17 protein-coding genes are annotated in these 23,167 nt (G+C 68.7%); 14 read left to right on the top strand and 3 right to left on the bottom strand.

All coding sequences use genetic code 11. From position 1 onward, the window contains the following. The first annotated feature begins 25 nt into the window (after nt 1–25). From hppD to OG199_RS37435, 9 genes are all read left to right on the top strand, one after another. A complete protein-coding gene (hppD, locus tag OG199_RS37475) occupies nt 26–1,129 on the top strand; it encodes a 4-hydroxyphenylpyruvate dioxygenase (protein ID WP_405833270.1) in 1,104 nt (367 codons plus the stop codon). Continuing rightward, the gene (locus OG199_RS37470; protein ID WP_405833269.1) at nt 1,126–2,274 is read left to right on the top strand and encodes an alpha-hydroxy acid oxidase; all 1,149 of its coding nucleotides are present in this window, start codon (nt 1,126–1,128) and stop codon (nt 2,272–2,274) included. The genes hppD and OG199_RS37470 overlap by 4 nt, the downstream gene beginning before the upstream one ends. Then, complete coding sequence (locus tag OG199_RS37465) at nt 2,271–3,611, top strand: PLP-dependent aminotransferase family protein (RefSeq protein ID WP_405833268.1); 1,341 nt, start codon at nt 2,271–2,273, stop codon at nt 3,609–3,611. Before OG199_RS37470 ends, OG199_RS37465 begins: the two co-directional genes overlap by 4 nt. Nucleotides 3,612–3,768: 157 nt before the next feature. Further along, nucleotides 3,769–4,941: a pyruvate carboxyltransferase gene (locus OG199_RS37460; protein ID WP_356800952.1), complete on the top strand. Its 1,173-nt coding sequence runs from the start codon at nt 3,769–3,771 to the stop codon at nt 4,939–4,941. Then, nucleotides 4,938–6,341, top strand: coding sequence for a 3-isopropylmalate dehydratase large subunit (gene leuC, locus OG199_RS37455; RefSeq protein WP_405833267.1), 1,404 nt, complete (start codon nt 4,938–4,940; stop codon nt 6,339–6,341). The genes OG199_RS37460 and leuC overlap by 4 nt, the downstream gene beginning before the upstream one ends. 10 nt (nt 6,342–6,351) lie before the next feature. Next, complete coding sequence (gene leuD, locus OG199_RS37450; protein WP_356800954.1) at nt 6,352–6,972, top strand: 3-isopropylmalate dehydratase small subunit; 621 nt, start codon at nt 6,352–6,354, stop codon at nt 6,970–6,972. A 9-nt stretch (nt 6,973–6,981) separates the two neighbouring features. Next, on the top strand, nt 6,982–8,007 hold the full coding sequence (locus OG199_RS37445; RefSeq protein WP_405833264.1) for an isocitrate/isopropylmalate dehydrogenase family protein: 1,026 nt from the start codon (nt 6,982–6,984) through the stop codon (nt 8,005–8,007). 62 nt (nt 8,008–8,069) lie between these two features. Further along, entirely contained in the window at nt 8,070–9,125 is a 1,056-nt protein-coding gene (locus tag OG199_RS37440) for an SAM-dependent methyltransferase (protein WP_405833262.1), read from the top strand. Then, nucleotides 9,122–10,282 (top strand): pyridoxal phosphate-dependent aminotransferase, encoded by a 1,161-nt coding sequence (locus OG199_RS37435; protein WP_405833260.1) that lies wholly within the window; start codon nt 9,122–9,124, stop codon nt 10,280–10,282. Before OG199_RS37440 ends, OG199_RS37435 begins: the two co-directional genes overlap by 4 nt. Before the next feature lie 278 nt (nt 10,283–10,560). Here the strand turns inward: OG199_RS37435 and OG199_RS37430 are convergent, their stop codons facing one another. Genes OG199_RS37430 through OG199_RS37420 form a run of 3 tightly spaced genes read right to left on the bottom strand, consistent with a single transcriptional unit; the run spans nt 10,561 to nt 13,663 of the window. Then, nucleotides 10,561–11,154, bottom strand: a complete 594-nt coding sequence (locus OG199_RS37430) for an HD domain-containing protein (protein WP_405833258.1) — start codon at nt 11,152–11,154, stop codon at nt 10,561–10,563. Between the two features lie 50 nt (nt 11,155–11,204). Continuing rightward, nucleotides 11,205–12,413 (bottom strand): cytochrome P450, encoded by a 1,209-nt coding sequence (locus OG199_RS37425; protein WP_405833256.1) that lies wholly within the window; start codon nt 12,411–12,413, stop codon nt 11,205–11,207. After that, a complete protein-coding gene (locus OG199_RS37420; RefSeq protein WP_401801898.1) occupies nt 12,410–13,663 on the bottom strand; it encodes an MFS transporter in 1,254 nt (417 codons plus the stop codon). The genes OG199_RS37425 and OG199_RS37420 overlap by 4 nt, the downstream gene beginning before the upstream one ends. A gap of 162 nt (nt 13,664–13,825) precedes the next feature. Here OG199_RS37420 and ileS point away from each other — a divergent pair, with 162 nt between their 5' ends. From ileS to OG199_RS37395, 5 genes are all read left to right on the top strand, one after another. Next, the gene (gene ileS, locus OG199_RS37415) at nt 13,826–16,978 is read left to right on the top strand and encodes an isoleucine--tRNA ligase (protein WP_401801895.1); all 3,153 of its coding nucleotides are present in this window, start codon (nt 13,826–13,828) and stop codon (nt 16,976–16,978) included. Beyond that, nucleotides 16,975–18,528, top strand: coding sequence for an amino acid adenylation domain-containing protein (locus tag OG199_RS37410; RefSeq protein ID WP_405833253.1), 1,554 nt, complete (start codon nt 16,975–16,977; stop codon nt 18,526–18,528). Before ileS ends, OG199_RS37410 begins: the two co-directional genes overlap by 4 nt. A 3-nt stretch (nt 18,529–18,531) precedes the next feature. Continuing rightward, a complete protein-coding gene (locus OG199_RS37405; RefSeq protein ID WP_356800963.1) occupies nt 18,532–18,828 on the top strand; it encodes an acyl carrier protein in 297 nt (98 codons plus the stop codon). Continuing rightward, nucleotides 18,825–19,871 (top strand): GNAT family N-acetyltransferase, encoded by a 1,047-nt coding sequence (locus OG199_RS37400; RefSeq protein WP_405833250.1) that lies wholly within the window; start codon nt 18,825–18,827, stop codon nt 19,869–19,871. The genes OG199_RS37405 and OG199_RS37400 overlap by 4 nt, the downstream gene beginning before the upstream one ends. A gap of 434 nt (nt 19,872–20,305) precedes the next feature. Further along, nucleotides 20,306–22,936 carry a valine--tRNA ligase gene (locus OG199_RS37395; protein WP_405833248.1) on the top strand — a complete coding sequence of 877 codons (2,631 nt, stop codon included), beginning with the start codon at nt 20,306–20,308 and terminating at the stop codon, nt 22,934–22,936. Nucleotides 22,937–23,167: the final 231 nt, after the last annotated feature.

The raw sequence follows: 23,167 nt of genomic DNA, 5'->3' as shown, positions 1-23,167 counted from the left end.
GTCACTGAATTTTAGGAGTTCCCCAATGGTCCGCGCTTCCCAACCCGCCGCGCTCCCCGAGCTGACGGTCAATCACGTCGAGTTCTACGTAGCCGACGCCCTGCAGCAGGCTGCCCAGTTCGCAGCGGAGTACGGCTTCGACCCCTTCGCCACGTCGGGTGAGCTGGGTGGACACAGCGATCACTTCTCCATCGCCCTGCGCCAAGGGGGCATCGTCCTGGTGGTCACCGAGCCTCGCTCCGCAGACCATCCCGCCCATTCCTATGTCTCGGCGCACGGCGACGGCGTCGCCGACATCGCGCTGCGCACCACCGACGCGCGCGCCGCGTTCGGCCGGGCGGTGGAAGGCGGTGCCCGGCCCTTGACTCCGCCCGCACAGCCGGACGGCTCCCCCGGCGGTCTCACGGCCGCGATCCACGGCTTCGGTGACGTGCGGCACACGTTCGTCCAGGCTCCGGACCGGGTCGGCGACAAGATCTTCCTCCCCGGCTTCCCCGACACCGCGGAGCTCGCCCCGCACGCCGGCGCCGCGCTGCTCGACATCGACCACTTCGCGGTCTGCCTGCATCCGGGGACCATAGACGCGGCGGTGACGTTCTACGAGTCGGCACTCGGTTTCCGCCTGGTCTTCGAGGAACAGATCGGCGTAGGCACCCAGGCCATGCGATCCCGAGTGGTGCAGAACGAGTCACGCACCGTCACCCTGACCCTGATCGAGCCCGACCCCACCTCGGATCCCGGCCAGATCGACGCCTTCCTCGACAGCCATCGCGGCGAAGGGGTCCAGCACATCGCGTTCCGCACCGATGACGTGGTGGGCACTGTTTCGACGCTGGGCGAGCGAGGCGTGCGGTTCCTGCGGACTCCGGACTCCTACTACGACCTGCTCGGCAAGCGGCTCACACCCACCGGACACACCACCGAGGATCTGCGGCGGCTCCATGTGCTGGCGGACGAGGACCACGGCGGGCAACTGTTCCAGATCTTCACGCAGTCCACTCACCCACGCCGCACGTTCTTCCTGGAGATCATCGAGCGGCTCGGCGCGAACACCTTCGGCAGCAGCAACATCAAGGCTCTGTACGAGGCCGTCGAAGCCGAACGGGTCAAGACCGGGATTCTGTCGTGATCTCCTCGGCCTCGGACTCCCGAGCGCTGTTCGACATCGGTGATGCCGAGCAAGCGGCATTCCGGGCGCTCCCGAGGCACGTATGGGACTTCATCGACGGAGGCAGCGGCAGCGAGTCGACTCTCGTGGCCAACCGCACCGCCCTCGACCGGATAGGCCTGACACCACGGGTACTGACGGGTGTCACGCGGGGCGACAGCACCGGGGAGTTGCTCGGCAGCCCGGTGTCCATGCCGCTCGCCGTCGCTCCCATGGCGTATCAGCAACTCGTGCACCCGGACGGCGAACTCGCGCTGGCGCGCGCGGCCCGGTCCGCCGGAGTGGTCTTCATCGCGAGCATGCTCAGCAGTCACACCGTCGAAGCGATCGCCGGCGTCGGCGCCGAGACCTGGTTCCAGCTCTACTGGCTGCGCGACCGGGACCGGACCGAAGAGCTCATCGAGCGCGCCGAGGCATCGGGCTGTCGTGCGCTCGTCCTGACGGTGGACGTCCCACGGATGGGACGACGACTGCGTGACATGCGCAACGCCTTCACCCTGCCGAGCACCGTGACCGCCGCCAACCTGGATGCTTCACCGGCCGCCGGGCGTGGATCCACCGCCCACACTGAGCAGCCGGGCAGTTCAGCAGTGATGGTGCATACGGCCGAGGCCCTGGATCCGGCCTTGAGCTGGGCGGACCTGGAGTGGGTTCGCGACCGCACCGGTCTCCCGTTGGTACTCAAGGGAGTGATGGACCCCGCCGACGCGGCCAGAGCGGTCGACGCGGGGGTGGACGCGATGGTGGTCTCCAACCACGGCGGGCGCCAACTGGACGGGGCGCTGCCCAGTATCACCGCCCTGTCGACGGTGGTGCGGGAGGTGTCCGGCCGTTGCCCCGTCCTGGTGGACAGCGGGATCCGCAGCGGCACGGACGTGCTCAGGGCGCTGGCGCTGGGCGCCTCGGGAGCGCTGATCGGCAGGCCCGCGCTGTGGGGTCTCGCCGCGGGCGGGCAGGACGGCGCCTCGAGGGTGCTGCGCCTGCTGCACACCGAGCTGGAGCACGCGATGACACTCGCCGGATGCGCGGATCTGTCATCGGCCCGCCGGCTCACCACGACGGCGCCGGCCGATGCCCTCGCGGCACACGGCGGGACAACGTCATGACCACCACGGTGCGGCAGGACTCAGGCATCCATGCCGCCGGGCCGGCGACGTTGCGGATCGAGTCGCTGCACGGCTCCCTCGACGACCCGTCGCTGGACTCCATGAACCTCCTCAACGAGGTGGCGCAGCGGTTCCCGGACGCGGTCTCCTTCGCGGCGGGCCGGCCCTACGAGGGCTTCTTCGACGTCGAGGAGGTCCATCGTCACCTGCGGACCTTCTGCGAGCATCTGAGCGTGGTCCGTGGGTGGTCCGAGGAGGAGGTCCGCCGGCTCCTCTTCCAGTACGGCCGGACCAAGGGCGTCATCCACGACCTGGTGGCCAAGAACCTGGCGGTCGACGAGGGCTTCGAGCCCGACCCGGAATCCGTCGTGATCACCGTGGGCTGCCAGGAAGCGATGTTCCTGGTGCTGCGCGCGCTGCGGACCGACGACCGCGACGTGGTGCTCGCTGTGTCGCCCACCTACGTCGGGCTCACCGGTGCCGCTCAGCTGGCCGATCTGCCGGTGCTGCCGGTGCGCGCCGGGGATCACGGCGTGGACCTTGAAGATCTTGCGCGTACGGTGCGGCAGGCGAGAGCCGAGGGCCTGCGTCCCCGGGCCTGCTATGTGATCCCCGACTTCTCCAATCCGCTGGGCGTCAGCCTTGATCTGGACACCCGGCGGCGACTGCTCGACCTGGCCGAAGAGCTTGATCTGCTGCTGCTGGAGGACAATCCGTACGGCCTGTTCCCTGCGGGCTCCGCCAGGTTGCCCACCCTCAAGGCTCTCGACACCCGCCGGCGCGTGGTCTACTTCGGGTCGTTCGCCAAGTCGGCGCTGCCCGGTGCCCGGGTCGGCTACGTCGTCGCCGACCAGCTGGTCACCGACGACACCGGCCGACGACTTGGGCTGCTGGCCGACCAACTGGCCAAGGTCAAGAGCATGTTGACGGTGAACACCTCCCCGCTGGCCCAGGCCGTTGTCGCGGGCAAGCTGCTGGAGAGCGACTACAGCCTCGCCCGGGCCAACACGCGTCAGGCGGAGCTGTACCGCAGCAATCTCCAGCTGATGCTGCGAGGCCTGGCCGAGCGGTTTCCACCTGGCTCCGGAGTCACCTGGAACACACCCGGCGGCGGGTTCTTCCTCGTCCTGACGGTGCCGTACCGCACCGACGACGCGCTGCTGGAGCATTCGGCGCGGCAGCACCGGGTGATCTGGACCCCCATGCACCACTTCTACGCCGGACGCCGGCACACCCACCAGATACGTCTGTCGTTCAGCCTCCTTCAGCCCCAGCAGATCAGGGCGGGCCTGGACGGCCTCGCCGCTCTCGTCCGCGAACAGCGGTCCGGGCGCTGAGGGTGCGGAATCCGCACACGCTTACCTGACAATGTGCGGCGAATGGAATGAGACCGCTGTGGTAGCACGCGGAATTCCCCTACATTCGATTTGACGACGAAGATCGACGCACTGCGCGGACTCGAACAGGTAATCAACCCGAACGGCGGTAGGAACAATGCGCCGGATACGCATTTTTGACGCCACGCTTCGTGACGGGGAACAGGCCCCGGGCAATGCGATGTCCCCCCAGCAGAAGCTGGCGCTCGCCCTGAAACTTGAGGAACTCGGAGTCGACACGGTCGAGACCGGCTATCCCGGTTCCTCACCGTCCGACTTCGAAGCCACCCAGTTGATCGCGAAGTCCCTCACCACAGCCGGTTTTTCCACGTTCAACCGCTGCTCGCGTGAGGACATCCGCCTGTCGATGGAGGCGGCCGGGGGCAACCCGCGCCACCAGGTGCAGGTCTGCTGCACCGGCAGCGACATCCATCTGCGCCACAAGCGCGGCATCACGAGGGCGGAGGCCCTCAGTGAGGTCAGCGACTCCGTCCGGTACGCCCGGTCGCTGGGCGCCCTCGACATCAACCTCGCCGTCGAGGACGCGAGCCGCGGAGAGCACGAGTGGATCCGCGCATTGGTCGGTACCGCGGTGGAGGCCGGGGCCACCGCTGTGACCCTCGCCGACACCACCGGCTTCGCGACCCCCCAGGAGTTCGCCGCACTCATCGCCGCGGTGCGTGCCTGCGTATCGGACGACATCGTGCTCGCGACCCACTGTCATGACGATCTCGGACTCTCCCTGGCCAACGCTCTGGCCGGCCTCGCCGCCGGAGCCGACGAGGTCCAGGCGACACTCGCGGGCATCGGTGAGCGCTCCGGGAACACCGCGCTCGAGGAACTCGCGGCGGTGTTGTCGTACAAGGGCGCCGAACTCGGCATGGAGACCGGCATTCGCACCGAACTGCTCGACGAGGCGTTCGAGTTGCTCTCCGGTGCCATCTCGCTGGAGCGCCCGCGCAACAAGGCGATCTTCGGAACGAACTCCTTCGCCACGCAGGCCGGAATTCACCAGGCGGCCATGCTGCAGAATCCCGTCACCTACGAATTCATCAGGCCCGAGAGCTTCGGACGTCAGCGTGCTCTGCTCGTCGGACGGCATTCCGGCAGGTCGATACTGCGGCACCTCCTGGGACAGCTCGCGGTACCCGCCGACGACGACCTGGTGAGCGAGTTGTACCAGGAGTACATCGCGAACCGGCCGAACGGTGACTGCGACGAACTGGACGTCCTGCGTGCCAAGCTGGCCGACAGACTCGGCGTGCCGCGGAGCGTGGGAGCCACGGCGTGAACGCGGCTGCGACGACACTCATCGACAAGCTCTGGCGGAACGCGGTCGTGTGCACGGAACCCGACGGCCCCGATCTGCTCTACGTCGACCTGCACCTGGTGCACGAGGCGACCTCACCGCAGGCGTTCGACGGGCTGCGGCTGGCCGGCCGCCCGGTGCGAAGGCCCGATCTGACACTGGCGGTCGAGGATCACAACGTGCCGACCGACTCGCTGACCGTCTCCGACGCGCTCAGCCGGGAACAACTGCACGCGCTGCGCCGCAACTGCGCCGAACACGGTGTCGGCCTGTTCCCGCACGGCCACCGCCGGCAGGGCGTGGTCCATGTCGTCGGTCCCGAACTCGGCCTCGTCCAGCCCGGCATGACCGTGGTGTGCGGAGACAGCCACACCTCCACCCACGGAGCCTTCGGTGCGCTCGCCTTCGGCGTGGGAACAAGCGATGTCGAGCACGTGCTCGCCACGCAGACCGTGGCGATCCAACAGCCGAAGACGATGGCGGTGGAGTTCACCGGCACTCCGGCCGACGGTGTCACCGCCAAGGACCTGATGCTCGCCCTGATCACGGAGATCGGCGCCAACGGCGCGCACGGCCACATCGTGGAGTACCACGGCGAGGCGGTACGCGCCCTCTCCATGGAGAGCCGGATGACGATGTGCAACCTCAGTGTGGAGGCAGGCGCCAGGGCCGGACTGATAGCACCGGACGAGACGACCTTCGCCTACCTCGCGAACCGGCCCGGCAGTCCGTCCGGGCCGGCCTGGGAGGACGCGCTCGCCCACTGGCGCACCTTGACGACGGACCCGGCAGCCGTCTTCGACCGCACCGTCACCGTCGACGTCTCCGGACTGACCCCCTGGGTGACCTGGGGAACCAACCCCGGCCAGTCCGTGCCGCTCGGCGGAGCGGTTCCCGATCCCGACAGCTTCGCCGACCCGGAGCAACGAGCCTCGGCACAACGGGCACTTGCCTACATGGACCTCGTACCGGGCACACCGATGCGGGAGATCGGCATCGACACCGTCTTCATCGGCTCGTGCACCAACGGCCGTATCGAGGACCTCAGAGCCGCCGCGGACGTACTCCGCGGCCGCCGGGTCGCCGACGGCGTACGCGTGCTGGTGGTCCCCGGCTCCATGGAGGTCCGCACCCAGGCGGAACAGGAAGGCCTGCACGAGGCCTTCACCGGGGCGGGAGCCGAATGGCGCCTGCCGGGCTGCTCCATGTGCCTGGGCATGAACAGCGACCGGCTCCCCGGCAGGCAGCGCTGCGCGTCCACCAGCAATCGGAACTACGAGGGACGACAGGGACCACAGGCGAGGACGCACCTGGTCTCCCCCGCCATCGCCGCGGCGACCGCGGTCGCCGGCCGCCTCGCCCTCCCCGCAGACCTGGCCTGAGGAGATCCTCGTGGAACCGCTGAGCACCCACACCGGGAGATGTCTGCCGCTGCGCCGCAGCAATGTGGACACCGATCAGATCATCCCCAGCGAACACTGCCGGAGCCTGTACCGGACCGGATACGCCGACGCGTTGTTCGCCCGCTGGCGATCGGACCCCGGCTTCGTGCTGGGACAGCCCGAACGCGCGGGCGCGACCGTCCTGTTGGCCGGCCCGCACTTCGCCACCGGCAGTTCGCGTGAGCACGCCGTCTGGGCGCTACGGGACTGGGGCATCGCCGCCGTCATCGCGCCGAGCTTCGGCGACATCTTCGGCCGCAACGCGCTCAAGAACGGCCTGCTGGCCGTGGTGCTGCCGGAGCCGGACGTCGCCTGGCTTCTCCAACAGGCGGAGGACGACAGCGACTTCGAGGCCACCATCGATCTGCGGGACTGCCGGGTCTCGGCCGGCGGACGGAGCTGGACCTTCGACATCGACGGGCGCGCACGGCGGATGCTGCTCGCGGGACACGACGACATCACCGCCACCCTGACGAGGGAGGCCGCCATAGCCGCCCACGAGAAGGCACGCCGGCCCTGGCTGCCCGTGCTGACACCCGGCATCGCACCGGTTCCCACGGAAACCCGCTGAGGACCGGACATGTCAGTCATCGCTGTCATTCCCGGCGACGGTATCGGGCCCGAGGTGGTCGAGCAGGCCCTGCTGACCCTGGACCAGCTCCGGCTCGGCCTCGACTTCGACGTTCTCGACCACGTCAACGCCGACACGTTCCTCCGTACCGGAGTGGCGCTGTCCGACGAGGATTTCGAGCGGGTGAGCTCCAGCCGTTCGGTGCTGCTCGGGGCGATCGGAGACCCTCGGGTCGGCTCGCCGGCGTACGGCCGGGGCGTCCTGCTCCGCCTGCGCTTCGAGTTGGACCTGTACGTCAACCACCGCCCGGCGAAACTGCTGCACGACCGGCTGAGCCCCCTGAGGGCGGACAGTGCGCGGGCCGTGGACTGCGTTGTCGTCAGGGAGAACACCGAAGGCCTCTACACCGGCGCGGGCGGTTCGGTGCACGCCGGTTCGGAGCACGAGGTCGCACTGGACGTGGAACTCAGCACGTATCACGGGACGGCTCGTATCGTCGACTACGCGTTCTCCATCGCCCGCCGTGAGGTGTGCATGGTGGACAAGGCGAACGCCGTGGAATCCGGCGGGAGTCTGTGGCAGCGATGCTGGCGGGCAGCCGCGTCACGCCATCCCGACAAGGCCTCCAGGCACCTTTACGTCGATGCCGCCGCGATGCAGATGGTCACCGATCCCACCGGATTCGACGTGATCGTGACCAACAACTCCTACGGCGACATCCTCAGTGACATCGCGTCCGCGGTGGCCGGCGGGATCGGCACGGCGGCGTCGGCCAATCTCAACCCGGAACGTGGCTTCGGCCTCTACGAGCCCGTCCACGGCAGCGCGCCGGACATCGCGGGCAGACAGATCGCCAATCCGGTCGGCGCCATCCTCAGTGCCGGGCTGCTCATCGACGACCTGGGCCACCACGAGGCGGCCGCCGCCCTGCGAGCCGCGCTCTCCCAGGCCGTGGCAGCCGGAGAGACCACCCCCGATCTCGGTGGCTCGCTGGACACCCGTCGTGCCGGCGAGGCGATACGAGCCCGGTTGTGAAACAGGCGGACGCCCCGCGCGGCGCCAGACATCCATCAGGACACCCAATGACAGGAGTGACCATGTCCAGCAGGGCCGAGTCGGTCGAGGTGCTCGACGCGTCGGTGCAGGAGGAGTGGAAGGCGGTCGCCGGGACCGGCGCCGCCGGACTCGCGTCGTCATACGTGCTGTGCAACGCGGTCCTGGGACTGGCACAGACCGGGGTCGCGGCCCGGCTGTCGCGCGAGTGGAAGCCCCTCGCGGACCTGATCCCGCCGGGCGCCTACACCGAGCTGGCACGCAACGTGCTGCGCTTCGTGGGAGTGCGCGGCCTGGTCGAGTCGCGGGGGGACTCCTGGCGCCTGACCCCGGACGGCGCCGCCCTGTTCGGTGAGGTGCCCGAGGCGGTGATGGGCTACTACACCGAAGCCTACGGGCCGGTGCTCAGGAACATCGAGGGACTCCTCACCGGACGCCTCCGGTACGGTGCCGACGTGGCGCGCAACACCGAGGCGCTCGGCCGCCGCTGTGAGGTGCTGTTCCGCAGCGTCGGCATGAACGTGGTCCGCGACCTGGTCGGGAAGTACCAGGCCAAGCGTGTCCTGGACCTCGGCTGCGGAACCGGCGGCCTGGTACTCGATCTGTGCCGGGAGGACCCCCAACTGCGGGCGGTGGGCCTGGACATCGCCGAGGACGCCGTGGCGCTCGGCTCGAAGCGGGCGGCGGAGGAAGGCCTCGACGACCGTGCGTCGTTCGTCGTCGGCGACGCGTTCGCGCCGCAGGACTGGCCCGAGGCCGCCCGGGAATGCGATCTCTTCATCGCTGTCGGCGCCGTGCACGAGCACTTCCGGGACGGAGAGGCGGCGGTCGTCGAACTGCTGCGCGCCTACTCGGATCTGCTCGCGAGCAAGCCGGGCAGCGTACTGGTGCTCGCCGAGCCCGAACTGTTCACGGACGCCGAGGACGCGGACTTCTTCCTGGTCCACGCGCTCACCGAACAGGGTTTCCCGCAGCCCCGGGAGCCGTGGCTGAAGGTCATCGAGGCGGCCGGGCTCACCTGCCGACGGGTCCTTTCGGTGCCCAACACCATGTTCCGTTTCGCGTACTACGAGATCACGGCCGGAGCGGCAGCCCGGTGAAGCCGTCTCTGCGGGCGCAGGCGGTCGCCCCCATGGAACTGGCCGGGCTGCAGCGTCTGGCCGGGTCCGGCGCGCTGGACATCGCGTTGGGCATACCCCCGGGCGACCCGCCTGCCGCCGTCGTGGAGGCCGCGGTGTCGGCCCTGCGCCAGGGCCGGCACCAGTATGCCGATGCGGCGGGGCTGCCCGAGTTGCGTGCCGTGATCGCGGAGGACGCTCTGCGCACCCACGGGGTGGTCGTGGACCCCGACACCGAGATCACGGTGACGGTGGGCGCCACGGAGGCGTTGCTGACCGCCCTGCTGACCGTCACCGATCCCGGTGACGAGGTCCTGCTGCTCGAACCGTACTTCGAGCTCTACCCCGGGGTCGTCGAGCTGAGCGGAGCGGTGCCGCGCTTCGTCCGGCTGGAGGCGCCGGACTGGCGTCTCACCGAGGAAGCGGTGACGCGCGTGCTCTCGCCGCGGACCCAGGCCGTGGTGCTGAACACGCCGCACAATCCGACCGGTCGGGTTTTCGACGCCCAGGAGCTCGACCTCCTGATGAACGTGTGCCAGGAGCACGGCATCGTCTGCATCACCGACGAGGTCTACGACTGCACGGTCTTCGACGGGCGCCGGCATCTGTCCCCACTCGCGATGCCGAGCGCGCGGTCGAACAGCGTGATCGTCGGCAGCCTGTCCAAGAAGCTGCAGATGACGGGGTGGCGCATCGGGTACTGCATCGCCGACCCGGAGACGACGGCGGTGCTGCGCAGGATCCACCAGCACACCACCGTGGGCACCAACCATCCCCTGCAGTCCGGTGCCTCCGCACTGAAGGCATCCGATGTCCTGGACGGCCAACTGCTGTTCCAGGAACGGCGGGACGAACTGGTGGCCGGCCTGTCCTCACTGGGATTCACGGTGCGTCCTCCCGAAGGTGGCTGGTTCGTCTTCGCGGGCACCGAAGCCCTCGGCTGGCCCGCACGGGCGCTCTCCCGCCGCCTGGCGGAATCAGCGGGCGTCCTGGTCGCACCGGGCTCTCCGTTCTTCCGGCGGCCGGAGGACAGCGACCGATGGATAAGAACGACATTCGTCCGCGGCGCCGAACCCATGCGAGAGGCGCTCGACCGGATGGCGGAGTTCCTCTCGGCCGAACCTCCGCCGTCCACGTGATCTCGGCGGGTGGGTCATCGTCGGCCGGCCCACCTCCGTGAACCTCCCCGCGGCGGGGCCCACCTCCGCCAACTCCCCTGCGGCGGGCAGGACTTCACGCGGACGTTGCTGCCCTGCACGTCGGTGACACCCGCGGCCTGCTGCGAGTCCCTCGGTGCGAAGCCGGTCTTCACCCTCTGGGCGTCCGGCCGTCCGCAGGCCGGACCGCAACGGCCTGACTCCCGGGACGGCCCGGCAGCCCTGAGCCCTGCCGTCCTGAGCCCTGCCGACCTGAGCCCTCAGGCACCGACGGGGAAGGAGGCCTGGAACGCCAGGCGACCGTCGGCCCCCTCGCCGATACGGGCGAGAACCCCGTCGAGCGCGATGAACTCCTCCCACACCGCCCGGCCGGTCACTTCTGCCAGCCGAGCCACGAGGAGATCCTCCAGGTCGGGAACACGCTTGTTCTTCCAGATCTTGTCGGCCAGGCTCACCAGGAGGTCGTCCAGACCGACACGGGACTCCGCCCACGACGCATGGGTCGCGGCGAAGCGGGCCAGCCTCGGGCTGACGCCGTGCTGGAGCAGAAGAGTCCGCCCCGCCTCCTCGTGCTCCGCCCCGGGTCCGGAGAGCTCGGAGACGTGCACCGTCTTTCCGACGTCGTGCGTCGCCGCTCCGAACAACACGGCCTCGCGGTCGAAGAGCACAGCGGGGTGGGTCAGGCCCACCCAGTCGGCCAGCTGATGCGCCACATCATGGACAGCTCGCAGGTGAGCCGCCAACCGCGGCGGACTTCCCAGCTCCGCGAGCAACTCCGCGACACGATCCGGCAGAGGGAGCAGAGGCGGGTCGGCGGTGCCGCCCATGGCCCGCGCCAGGAGGGTGTTGGTCATCACCACATGAGGGTACTGACCTCAACCGCCCTGAGGGCGAACGTCGAACGTCACCAGGCGACGGGGAGTTCGACGGGCCCGAAGGTGCCCATGTGGGCGAAGGAGATCTGCTCGACGGGCACGGCGAGCCGGAGATCCGGGAGCCGCCGCAGCAGCGTGGGCAGCGCCGTCTGGAGGTCCGCCCGCACCAGACTCTGCCCCAGGCACTGGTGACTGCCGTGCCCGAACGCGAGGTGGCGGGGAGCGGTGCGGCCGATGTCCAAGGTGTCCGCGGAGTCGAACACCGAGCCGTCCCGGTTGGCCGCGGACAGGCTGACGAACACCCCGTCACCAGCGCGCAGCAGTTGGCCGCCGATCTCGATGTCCTCGGTCACGACCCGGGCGAAGCCGGCGTCGGCCGCGGAGAGGTAGCGCAGCAGTTCCTCCACGGCCCCCGCCAGGAACGCGGGGTCGTCCGTGTCCCGCACCCTGGCTCGCTGATCGGGAGCACCGAGCAGGGCGAGGACACCGAGCCCGATCATGTTCGTGGTCGCCTCGTGCCCTGAGATCAGCAGCAGCAGGGCAAGGTCGGCCAGTTCGTCCCGGGTGATGCTGCCGACGGCCAGCTGCTCGGTGACCAGCCGGCTGATGATGTCGTCGCCGGGCCGGCGCTCCTTCACCGCCGTCAGCTCACGCAGGAACTCCCGCATCTCCGTCCCGGCCTGTTCCACCTCCTCGGCCGAGGAATGTGTGTCGAGCAGCGAGATGCTGTGCTTCTGGAAGAAGTCGTGCTCCTCGTACGGGATCCCGAGCATCAGTGAGATCACCAGGGAGGGGAAGGGAAGCGCGAACTCCGCCACCAGGTCGGCGGGAGACCCGTGGAGCATCATCGTGTCGATGAGGTCGTCGGCCAGTTCCTGGATCCGGGGCCGTAGTTCGGCGGTCCGCCGGGCCGAGAAGTCACGGGCCACCATGCTCCGCAGGCGGGTGTGGTCCGGGTCGTCCATCCGGTTGAAGGAAGCCCGCAGGGGTGTCATGACCTGCGAGGCCGGCGACACCGTAGGCATGTCCTCGCGAGCTCCGTCGCTGCTGATGCGCGGGTCGGAGAGGACGGCGCGGACGTCCTCGTAGCGAGTTGCCACCCAGGCCTCGCGCCCGTTCCACAGTCTTACGCGGCGCAGGCCCCCGGCCCTGTTCCACGCGACGTAGGCGGCCGGCGGGTCGTACGGGCAACCGGTGCGGGTGGCCGGGTAGTTCGGAAGGTCGGCGTCGATGTTCACGAGACACCCTTCATGGGACTCGAGGGCAAGGAGGAGGAGTCGAAGTACTGCGCGCGGGTCTCCGCCGCCCAGCGGACGGCCGGGCCCATGGCCAGTGCGGACAGCAGGAACGCTCCGCCGAGGACGAACCAGCCGGGGGTCCCGTACCGGATGAGCAGGGACGTCAGAAGGACCGGCGCGATCATGACGGAAGCCGCGTAGCCGGTGAAGAAGAAGCCCTGGTACTGGCCCTGTTTCTCCGGTGGTGCCAGTTCGAAGCTCACCACCCACGCCGCCGCGGACAGCACCATCTCGCCGTAGACGTGGACAGCGCCGCCGAGGACGAGCAGCAGGCTCGCGGTGAGGGCCGTTCCCATGGACGAGAGCGCGAACAGCACGCAGCACAGCAGAAGCGCCACTCCGGAGCGCCGGAACGCCGCGACGGCCAGGGGCAGGTCGTCCACCTTCTTGGCTATGCCGACCTGGAACGACACCACGCTCGCGGTGTTGACCAGGAACAGCAGGGTCACAAGCCATCGGGGGGCGGTCGTGTGACTGACGATCCACAGCGGAAGCACGATCTCCAGCAGCACCGCGTACAGGGACAGCACCACGCTGATGAGCGTGATCACCGCGAACGGGCGGTCGCGCAGCACCGCCAGCCGGGGCTCACCCGGGGCGGCCGCGGGCGCGGGAGCCGTCTGGGGCAGCGTCCTGAGCAGCAGCGCGGAGACCAGGAAACTCAGCGCGTCGAGGACCAGGACGACGCGAAAGGCGTTGTCGGTCCCTGCCTGTATCGCGAACCCGGCGAGCAGCGCGCCCGCCGCGACTCCGGCGTTGTTGACCGAGCGCAGGTAGGCGCGGGTGCGGACGAGATCCGTGCCTTGCAGGACGGCGGCGAGGGTCGCTTGGAGGGCCGCTCGGCCGCCTCTCTCCAGTACGACGAACGCGCAGGCCACGAGCACGAATTGGGCGAACGAGCCGACGAAGAGGTAGCCGGCGGCGGCGATCCCGTTGAGGGCCACCAGCGCGGCGGCAGTATCCCGGGGGCCTCTGCGGTCCGCGAGGTGGCCGAGCGGCACCCCGGCCAGCAGGCCGACCAGGCCCGCGATACTCAGCCCGAGTCCGAGTCGCGCCGGGGTGAACCCGATGACTTTAGTGAAATACAGGGCCGAACAGGTCATGAAGGCGCCGTTGCCCATCGTCATGAACAACGTCGCCGACGTGAGGCTGCGAGCGGGCCCGCGGGCGGGGAATATTAGTTTGGCCACGAAGCCGGATCCTAGACGGAGCCAGGTAATTCGGCAGCCATTGTTCCAGCGGGCAGGAATGACCGCACAATTACTCGGAATCCCTAGACTGAAGGCCTTCTGGCCTGCGCGGCCACGACAGGGTCTGCGACGCGAGTACCCGACCGCAAGGAGTGTCTGGTCATGGCGTATCCGAAAACAAAGCCGAGCGAAGGCGTGCCGGCGCGTCCATTCCTTCCCGGCATCGAACAAGAGGTCCTGGAATACTGGGAGACTGATCAGACCTTCCGGGCGAGCGTCGAGGCGCGCTCGACGGAGACGAACACCGGAAATGAATTCGTCCTCCTCGACGGACCCCCGTTCGCGGACGGCCTGCCGCACTACGGCCATCTGCTGGCCGGCTATGCCAAGGACGCGGCCTCGCGCTACCAGACGATGCGCGGACACCGCGTCGAACGTCGTTTTGGTTGGACCTGCCACGGTTTGCCGTCCGAGATGGAAGCCGAGAAGCAGCTGGGCATCTCCTCCAAGCGCGACATCGAGGCGCTGGGAGTGGCCGAGTTCAACGAGGTCTGCCGTACCTCGGTGATGCGTCACACCAAGGAGTGGCGCGACTACGTCACTCGCCAGGCCCGGTGGGTGGACTTCGACAACGACTGCAAGACGATGGACCTGGACTACATGGAAAGTGTCATGTGGGCCTTCAAGAGCCTGTGGGACAAGGGCTTGATCTACCAGGGTCACTCGATGTCCTGGTATTGCGGATCCTGTGAGACGACGCTCTCCGATTCCGAGAGCGAAGGCACCATGGACCACCGGGACACCGGCCGGGAGCGGTCGGATCCGGAGCTGACGCTGGGGCTGCGGCTGGAGACGGGCGAGTTGGCGCTCGTCTGGACACGGATGCCGTGGACGCTGCCGTCCGCCCTCGCGATCGCGGTACATCCCCAGGCCGAGTACGTCACCGTCGAGCACGGCGGAGAACGTTATCTGCTGGCCGCGGAACGCCTGTCGGATTACGCTCACGAACTGGGCGAGAGCCTCACCGACCGAGTGGTGGCCACGGTCCTGGGCTCGGAGTTGGCAGGCCTCCGGTACACCCCCGCGTTCGGCTTCTTCGCCGACCACGACGGCGCGCACCAGGTGCTCGCGGCGACCCATGTGAGCACTGCCGAGGGAACCGGTGTCGTGCCGGTCGCCCCCGCCTTCGGCGAGGACGACAGGGCTGTCGCCGAAGCGGCCGGGATCGCCCTGGTACTGCCCGTCGACGAGGGGTGCCGGTTCACCGACGAGGTGCCGCCCTACGCCGGGCGGTCGGTCCTCGACGCGAACCCCGCCATCCTGCGCGATCTCGAGGCCTCCGGTGTCGTGCTGCGCCAGAAGACGCATCGTCACACCTGCCCGCACTGCTGGCGGTGCGGGACGCAACTGATCGAGCGGGCCGTTCCGTCCTGGTTCCTGGCCCTCGGCGGTATACGCCGCAGGATGCTCGAGCTCAACCAGCAGATCACCTGGGCGCCGGAACGCGTCCGCGACGGGCAGTTCGGCAAGTGGCTGGAGAACGTCCACGACTGGAACATCTCCCGGAACCGGTACTGGGGCGCTCCCATGCCGATCTGGGTCTCGGACGACCCCGCGTACCCGAGGACCGATGTCTACGGTTCGCTGGACGACCTCCGGCGGGACTTCGGAGTGCACCTGACCGACCTGCACCGTCCTGCCATCGACGAGCTGACCCGGCCGAATCCCGACGATCCGACCGGACGTTCGACGATGCGCAGGATCCCCGAAGTCCTGGACTGCTGGTTCGAAACAGGATCGATGCCCTTCGCCCAGGTCCACTACCCGTTCGAGAACGCGGAGTGGTTCGAACGCCACAGCCCCTGCGACCTGGTTGTCGAGTACCACGCCCAGACCCGCGGCTGGTTCTACTACATGCACATCCTGGCCACGGCACTGTTCGACCGCCCGGCGTTCCGCAGCTGCTCGGTTCTCGGGGTGGTGCTGGGCACCGACGGTCATGCCATGTCCAAATCCCGGAACAACTACCTGGACATCGCCGGGATATTCGACCGCGACGGCTCGGACGCGATGCGCTGGTCACTGATCAGCTCGCCGCTGGTGCGGGGCGGTGACCTCGTCGTCACCGACCGCGGCAGCCAGGACGCCGTGCGCCAGGCGGTCCTGCCGTTGTGGAACGCCTGGGCATTTCTCGCGCTGTACGCCGGGACTTCGAACGTCGAGAGCCGGTGGCACACGGGAAGCCGGCAGGTGCTGGACCGGTATCTGCTCGCCAGAACACATCTTCTGGTGGCCACCGCCACCGAAGCCATGGACGCCCACGACCTTTCGGCGACGTGCGCGGCGGTCCGGGACTTCCTGGACGTGCTCACCAACTGGTACATCCGGTGTTCGCGCTCCCGGTTCGCGTCCGGAGACGCCGACGCGATCGACACCCTGCACACGGTGCTCGAAGTCCTCTGCCGTCTGATGGCACCACTGCTGCCGATGATCACCGAACAGATCTGGAGAGGGCTGACCGGCAACCGCTCGGTCCACCTGAGCGACTGGCCGGACGCGTCGGACCTCCCGGCGGACGACGCGCTGGTCACCGCGATGGAGCGGACGCGACAGATCGTCTCGACCACCCTGTCCCTCCGCCGGGCGGACGGCCTGCGGGTCCGGCTGCCGCTCGCCACCCTGACGGTCGTCGCCGACGACAACGCCGCCCTCGAACCGCTCGCCGGGCTGATCCGTGAACAGGCCAACGTCAAGAACGTCGTGTTCGCCACCGACATCACCCCCTACGGGAAGTTCCAGCTCTCGGTGAACCCACGGGCGTGCGGCCGCCGTCTCGGCAGCCGCACCCAGGAGGTCATCGACGCCGTCGCGGCCGGCTCCTGGACCAGGGAACAGGATGGCGGCATCACCATCGCCGGGATCCCCATGCGGCCCGAGGAGATCGAGCAGCACCTGGTCGCCGACGCTCCGGGGGCCGCGGTACTGCCCGGCGACGCCGGCCTCGTCGTGCTCGACACCCGGGTCACCGAGGAACTGGCCGCCGAGGGGATGGCCCGCGATCTGGTGAGGGTCGCGCAGCAGGCCCGCCGGGCGGCGGGACTCCAACTGCTCGACCGGATCAAGCTGACGTTCGAAGTACCGGACGACGTGGCCACCGCCGTCAGGCCCTATCAGGCGTTCATCGCGCGGGAGACGGTGGCCGACACCGTTCACTACGGTCCCGCGGGCCGGGAGGTCTTCACCGGATCTGTCGGAGACGGTGCGCAGGCCAGGGCATCGGTGAGCGCCGTACTCTCCGGAAGGAGCGCCCCGTGACAGAGGTCGGGCAACGCCTCGAACGGCTGGTGTCCGCCCGGGCCCAACACCGCCCCGGGGACTGCGCGGTGGTGGACGAGGCCGAGCGGCTCAGCTTCGGCGATCTCGAGCACCGCAGCAATCGTGTGGCCAACGCTCTCGTCGCCGGCGGTCTGCGGCCGGGGGACCGGGTCTGCCTGCTGGTTCCGAAATCGGCCACGGCCATCGCCGCCGTCCTCGGAGTTCTGAAGGCAGGAGGCGTCTGTGTTCCCCTCGACGCGGCGAGCCCGATGCTCCGGCTGGCGTCGGTGGTGCAGCAGTGCGCGCCCTGCCGGCTGATGGTCGCTCCCGAGTGCGCCGCCGTCGCCGAACGGCTCGTGGAAGAGGTCGATCCGCACGCGCTCAGCGGCGTCTTCCGGCTCGGGGAGGAACAGTCCGCTCCCGACACCGCCCCGGCGCCGGTCCCTGCCGGTGACTGCGCCTACATCCTGTTCACCTCCGGTTCCGCGGGCCGGCCGAAAGGCGTGGCCATCACCCACGGCAACGTGGCTCACTTCGTCGCGTGGGCCAACCGGCATTTCGGACTGCGGCCCGGCGACCGGATCTCGTGCCAGCTGCCGCTGCACTTCGACGGCTCTCTCTGGGACGTGTTCGGAGCGCTGTCCGCCGGAGCGGAACTGCACCTGGTCTCCGGGCGGAGGAACCTGTTTCCGAGCACGGTCGCGGAGTTCATCAGGGAATCGCGGTTGACCCAATGGCTCACCGTGCCCTCGGTGATGACGTCGATGGCCGGTCTGGACGTGGTGGCCCACGGAGACTTCCCGGAGCTGCGAAGGGTGTTCTGGGGCGGGGACGTGCTCTCGCTCCCCGTCCTGAGGTACTGGATGGCACGCCTGCCCCACGTGCGGTTCACGAACATGTACGGCCCGACGGAGACGACCATCGTGTCCAGCTGCCACACCCTGTCGGCGATTCCCGACGGGGACGCGGCGGCCGTACCGATCGGCCGACCGGTACCCGGCAAGTATTTCCGGGTACTGGACGGCGACATGCGTCCCGCGCAGCCGGGCACAGTCGGTGATCTGCACATCTCCGGCGCCGGGCTCACACCCGGTTACTGGGGTGACCCCGCGCTGACGGCGAAGGCCTTCGTCGAGTGGCCCTCCGGGTCGGGCACGCGCTGGTACCGGACCGGCGACCAGGCGAGGGAGGACAGCCAGGGAGTGTTCCACTTCCACGGGCGTGCGGACCGTCAGATCAAGTCGAGCGGTCACCGCATCGAGTTGGACGAAGTCGCCGCCGCGCTGCGGGACCTGCCCGGACTGAAGGACATCGCCGTAGTCAGCGTCCCGGCCCCCGGCGCCGAGGGCAACCGGATCTGTGCGGCCTATGTCCCCCTGCCCGGCCCCGGACCCAGCCCCGCACGGCTACGAACCGCCCTCGCGGCGAAACTGCCGCAGTACATGCTTCCTTCACAGTGGCGTGCATATGAATCCCTGCCGTTGAACGCCAACGGAAAGATCGACCATTTGGCACTGCGGCAGGATTTTCTCGACGAGAGGATTGGGTGAGGAATGAACGGACATCCCGAGCAGGAAGAGGTCAGCCGGATCATTCTGGAAAACCTGCGGGACAAACTGTTCCTGGAGGGGGTGACAGAGGATACGAACCTCGTCGATTCCGGTAAGATCGATTCCGCCGGATTCATTCGGCTGTTCGTTGTCCTGGAGGAAGAGTTCGATATCGAGGTCACGGCCCGTGACCTGTCCTTGGACCGGTTCCAGTCAGTCCGCAGCATCAGCGAGTTCGTGATCGAGAAGCGGCGCCGGAGCAGCGCGAGCGGAAGCTCCGTGGAAGCGGGTCGGGCATGAGCGACTACCGGATCACGGGATACACGCCGCATGACCGGCAGGCCGTCGTCGGGTTCCAGCAAATGCTCTGGCAGGGCGGCCCCCAGGGCAACTCCTCGTATCTCGACTGGAAGTTCGCCGACAACCCGTACCTGGACGACCGTTACGTCACCCTGGCATGGGAAGGGGACGAACTCGTCGGCATGCTCGGAGTCTTCGGATCGTCCTGGGAGGTCGACGGCCACGGCAAGGTGATGTTGCCGTGTCTCGCCGACACGGTGGTGGCCCCCGCCCACCGGGGTGGACCGCTGTTCGGGCTCATGCTGGACTGGGTCATCGACCGCCTGCACGCCGACGGGGTGCCGTGGCTGCTCGACTTCGGCGACCAGCCCGCCGGACCGGCGATGCTGATGAACGGCTGGACGGCGGTCGGGCCCTGGCCGGTCGCGGGCGTCGAGCGCGAGGTGCCGCTGATTCCCCAGGGGGCGTGGGAAGACCTGGAGGCCGTTCAGGGTTCCCGGTCGGGAGCGGTGATCAGGCCCCTCGTGACCAGCTCTCCCGACATGCCGATGCTGGCTTCCAAGCTTGCCTCCCACGGCAGTGTTCGGGTGGTCCGTGACGAGGAGTACTTCCGCTGGCGGGCCGCGAACCCGCTGGCACGTTACTTCCACCTCGTCGCGGAGTCGAACGGGACGGTCGGATACCTGATCGCTCATCGCACTTCGGTGGACACCGACGACGGCCCCACCCCGACCACGATCGTGGAGTGCGAGGCCGTGGACGACGACATCTGGTACGACCTGATCGAGACGGCTCTGGCCACGGTGCCGGGCAAGGTGGTGACCATGTGGGTGCGCGATCTGCCCCCTCCCCGCATCCAGGGGATCGAGTCACTCGGCCTGTCGCTGACGGAACCGAGCGGGCGGTTGAGCCAGGACATCCACCTGCCCAAGCTCGTGATGCGCTCCACCGGTGTGCTGGACGGCCAGTCGTCGGAGCTCACCACCCTGAGCTCCCCCTCGGTATGGGACATGCGCGGTGTCTCCGGACGCGGCTGGCGTTGAGTCCGGCAGCGGGCGCCCGGAGCCGGGACGTCGGGAGGTGTGACGTGTCGGATCCGTCGACCAACTGGCCGACAGGGTAGTTGAGTTCCCGGAGCAGGCACTGCCCCTTCGGCAACGAGAGGGCGAGCGCGTCCGTGCTCGCGACGCAGGGGGCCAGGACAAGCCGACCACCGCCTACGCAGTCCTGGCCACCACGCTCCACCCCGCGGCCTCCGCACACCCAGGGCCTGCTCCACTCATCGGACCAGCGCCGACACCCTCACCGGGGACAACCGCCGGGCCCAGCCCCTGACGGCCGAACACCCGCTGCACCGTTCCACCCTCAACAGCCAAGTCCTGCACGGCCGCAAACCGTCGAGTTCCTCACGAACAACAACCCCCACGGACCGTCAGATCAACATGTCGATTCTCCGCGAGACCCTAGAATGGCCGGCGTGACCGACGAAATTCATCGCCCCGGAAGCGGGCCGAACAGCGCACCCGAACTGCCGACCCAATACGCGCCGGCCGAGGTAGAGGTACCGCTGTACGAGCGCTGGGTGGAGCGCGGTTACTTCGAGGCCGACGCGAAGAGCGGGAAACCGGCCTACGCCGTCGTCATCCCGCCGCCGAACGTCACCGGGTCGCTTCACCTCGGCCACGCTTTCGAACACACGCTGATCGACGCGCTCACGCGACGCAAGCGGATGCAGGGCTTCGAGACTCTGTGGCAACCGGGCATGGACCATGCCGGCATCGCCACACAGAACGTCGTGGAGCGAGAGCTCGCCAAGGAGGGCAAGTCGCGCCACGATCTCGGGCGGGAGGCGTTCGTCGAGCGGGTGTGGCAGTGGAAGGCCGAGTCCGGTGGGCAGATCGCCGGGCAGATGCGCCGCCTCGGCGACGGCGTCGCCTGGAGCCGTGACCGGTTCACCATGGACGAGGGACTCTCCCGAGCCGTCCAGCAGATCTTCAAAAGGCTGTACGACGACGGCCTGATCTACCGCGCCGAGCGCATCATCAACTGGTGCCCGCGCTGCCTGACCGCCATCTCGGACATCGAAGTGGATTATCAGGACGACGACGGCGAGCTGGTCTCGCTGAAGTACGGCGAGGGTGAGGAGACACTGGTCGTCGCGACCACCCGCGCCGAAACCATGCTCGGCGACACCGCCGTCGCCGTCCACCCGGACGACGAGCGCTACGCACACCTCGTCGGCAGGCACATCAGGCTGCCCCTGACGGACCGCACCGTCCCGGTCGTCGCCGACGCGCACGTCGACCCGCAGTTCGGCACCGGCGCGGTAAAGGTGACGCCGGCACACGACCCGAACGACTTCGCCATCGGCCAACGCCACGGCCTGGAGTCGATCAGCGTCATGGACGAGCGCGGCATCATCACCGTCCACGGCCCCTTCCTCGGCCTGGACCGGCTCGAGGCGCGCTCGGCGATCGTGGCGGCGCTGCGGGCCGAGGGCCGGATCGTCGCGGAGAAGCGCCCGTACACGCACTCCGTCGGGCACTGCTCGCGCTGCAGGACGACGCTGGAGCCGCGACTGTCGTTGCAGTGGTGGGTCAGGGTCGAGCCTCTGGCCAAGGCGGCGGGCGACGCGGTACGCGACGGCCGGGTGGACATCCACCCGACGGATCTGTCACAGCGGTACTTCGACTGGGTCGACCACCTCAACGACTGGTGCATCTCACGTCAGTTGTGGTGGGGCCACCGCATCCCCGTCTGGCACGGACCCCACGGCGAGACCGTCTGCGTCGGCCCCGATGAGCAACCCCCGACCGGCGAAGGATGGACCCAGGACCCCGACGTACTGGACACCTGGTTCTCGTCCGGTCTGTGGCCCTTCTCCACACTGGGGTGGCCGGAAAAGACACCGGACCTGGAGAAGTTCTCTCCGAACTCTGTCCTGGTCACCGGCTATGACCTGCTGTTCTTCTGGATCGCACGGATGATGATGTTCGGGTTGTACGCACTGGACGGACAGGTCCCCTTCCGTACCATCGCGCTGCACGGCATGGTGCGCGACGAACACGGCAAGAAGATGTCGAAATCGTTCGGCAACGTGGTCGACCCGCTGGACTGGATGGACAAGTACGGATCGGACGCGGTCCGCTTCACCCTGGCCAAGGGCGCCAACCCCGGCACCGATGTGCCGATCGGCGAGGACTGGGTCCAGGCATCCCGAAACTTCGCCAACAAGATCTGGAACGCGACCCGCTTCGCGCTCATGAACGGTGCGACGGTCGACGGTGAGCTCCCGCCGAGCGACGAGCTCTCGGCGACCGACCGCTGGATCCTGTCCCGGCTCAACACCATGGTCGCCGAGGCGGACGCGTACTACGACGACTACCAGTTCGCGAAGCTCGCCGACGCCCTCTACCACTTCGCGTGGGACGAGATCTTCGACTGGTACGTCGAACTGTCCAAGCCGTCATTCATCGCGGGCGGCGACCGGGCCAAGGTCTCCGGTCGGGTCCTGGGCGAGGTCCTGGACGTCACCCTGCGCCTGCTGCACCCGATCGTCCCGTTCGTCACCGAGACGCTGTGGACGACGCTGACCGGCGGGGAATCACTCGTCGTCGCCGACTGGCCCAAGGACAGCGGATTCCGCGACGCCACCGCGGAAGCGGACATCGGGAACCTCCAGCAGGTGATCACCGAAGTCCGTCGCTTCCGCACCGACCAAGGACTGCAGCCGGGCCAGAAGGTCCCCGCCCGGCTGGAGTTCTCCAGCACGCGGCTCGCGGCCCACGAGGCGGCCATCCGGCACGTGCTGCGTCTCCAGCCGGAGGGCGACGCGTTCGACGCGACAGCCGTCCTGCCGGTCGCCGGCGCCACCGTCGCACTCGACCTGTCGGGAACGATCGACGTCACCGCCGAACGCAGGCGTCTGAGCAAGGACCGGGACGCGGCGCAGAAGGAGATCGTCCAGGCGAGCGCCAAGCTCGGCAACGAGGCCTTCCTGGCGAAGGCGCCGGACCACGTGGTCGACAAGATCCGCGGGCGGCTGACCAAGGCCGAGGCGGACGTCGCCCGCCTCACCGCGCAGTTGGACGCACTCACGGGGTCGTAGCGGGGCGGGAGCCGAGGTGGGGCCCGCACCGGCAGTTCACGGCAGGAGACCTCGCCCACTTCGGCGCCCACCGCTTCCGCGAGGCGCACGCTGTCGCCTTCGCTGCTCCCGCCCTCCAGAGCGCCTTACTGAAGGCCCGCTGTCCGGCGTTCCTGCGCGCCGGCCGCTTCCTCCTCGATCGGGCCGGCCCCATCGACCGTGTCGGACATCATGCTGTAAACAACGACAAAA

The organism is Streptomyces sp. NBC_01176, from assembly GCF_045039825.1.
Classification (GTDB): domain Bacteria; phylum Actinomycetota; class Actinomycetes; order Streptomycetales; family Streptomycetaceae; genus Streptomyces.
The sequence above is the reverse complement of the archived record's forward strand: the minus strand, read 5'-3'. Positions and strand labels throughout refer to the sequence as shown.

Excerpts from the sequence above, each read along its gene's own strand:
- hppD (WP_405833270.1), top strand. The coding sequence starts at position 26 with ATGGTCCGCGCTTCCCAACCCGCCGCGCTCCCCGAGCTGACGGTCAAT.
- OG199_RS37465 (WP_405833268.1), top strand. The coding sequence starts at position 2,271 with ATGACCACCACGGTGCGGCAGGACTCAGGCATCCATGCCGCCGGGCCG.
- OG199_RS37460 (WP_356800952.1), top strand. The coding sequence starts at position 3,769 with ATGCGCCGGATACGCATTTTTGACGCCACGCTTCGTGACGGGGAACAG.
- OG199_RS37445 (WP_405833264.1), top strand. The coding sequence starts at position 6,982 with ATGTCAGTCATCGCTGTCATTCCCGGCGACGGTATCGGGCCCGAGGTG.
- OG199_RS37440 (WP_405833262.1), top strand. The coding sequence starts at position 8,070 with ATGTCCAGCAGGGCCGAGTCGGTCGAGGTGCTCGACGCGTCGGTGCAG.
- OG199_RS37430 (WP_405833258.1), bottom strand. The coding sequence starts at position 11,154 with ATGACCAACACCCTCCTGGCGCGGGCCATGGGCGGCACCGCCGACCCG.
- ileS (WP_401801895.1), top strand. The coding sequence starts at position 13,826 with ATGGCGTATCCGAAAACAAAGCCGAGCGAAGGCGTGCCGGCGCGTCCA.
- OG199_RS37405 (WP_356800963.1), top strand. The coding sequence starts at position 18,532 with ATGAACGGACATCCCGAGCAGGAAGAGGTCAGCCGGATCATTCTGGAA.
- OG199_RS37400 (WP_405833250.1), top strand. The coding sequence starts at position 18,825 with ATGAGCGACTACCGGATCACGGGATACACGCCGCATGACCGGCAGGCC.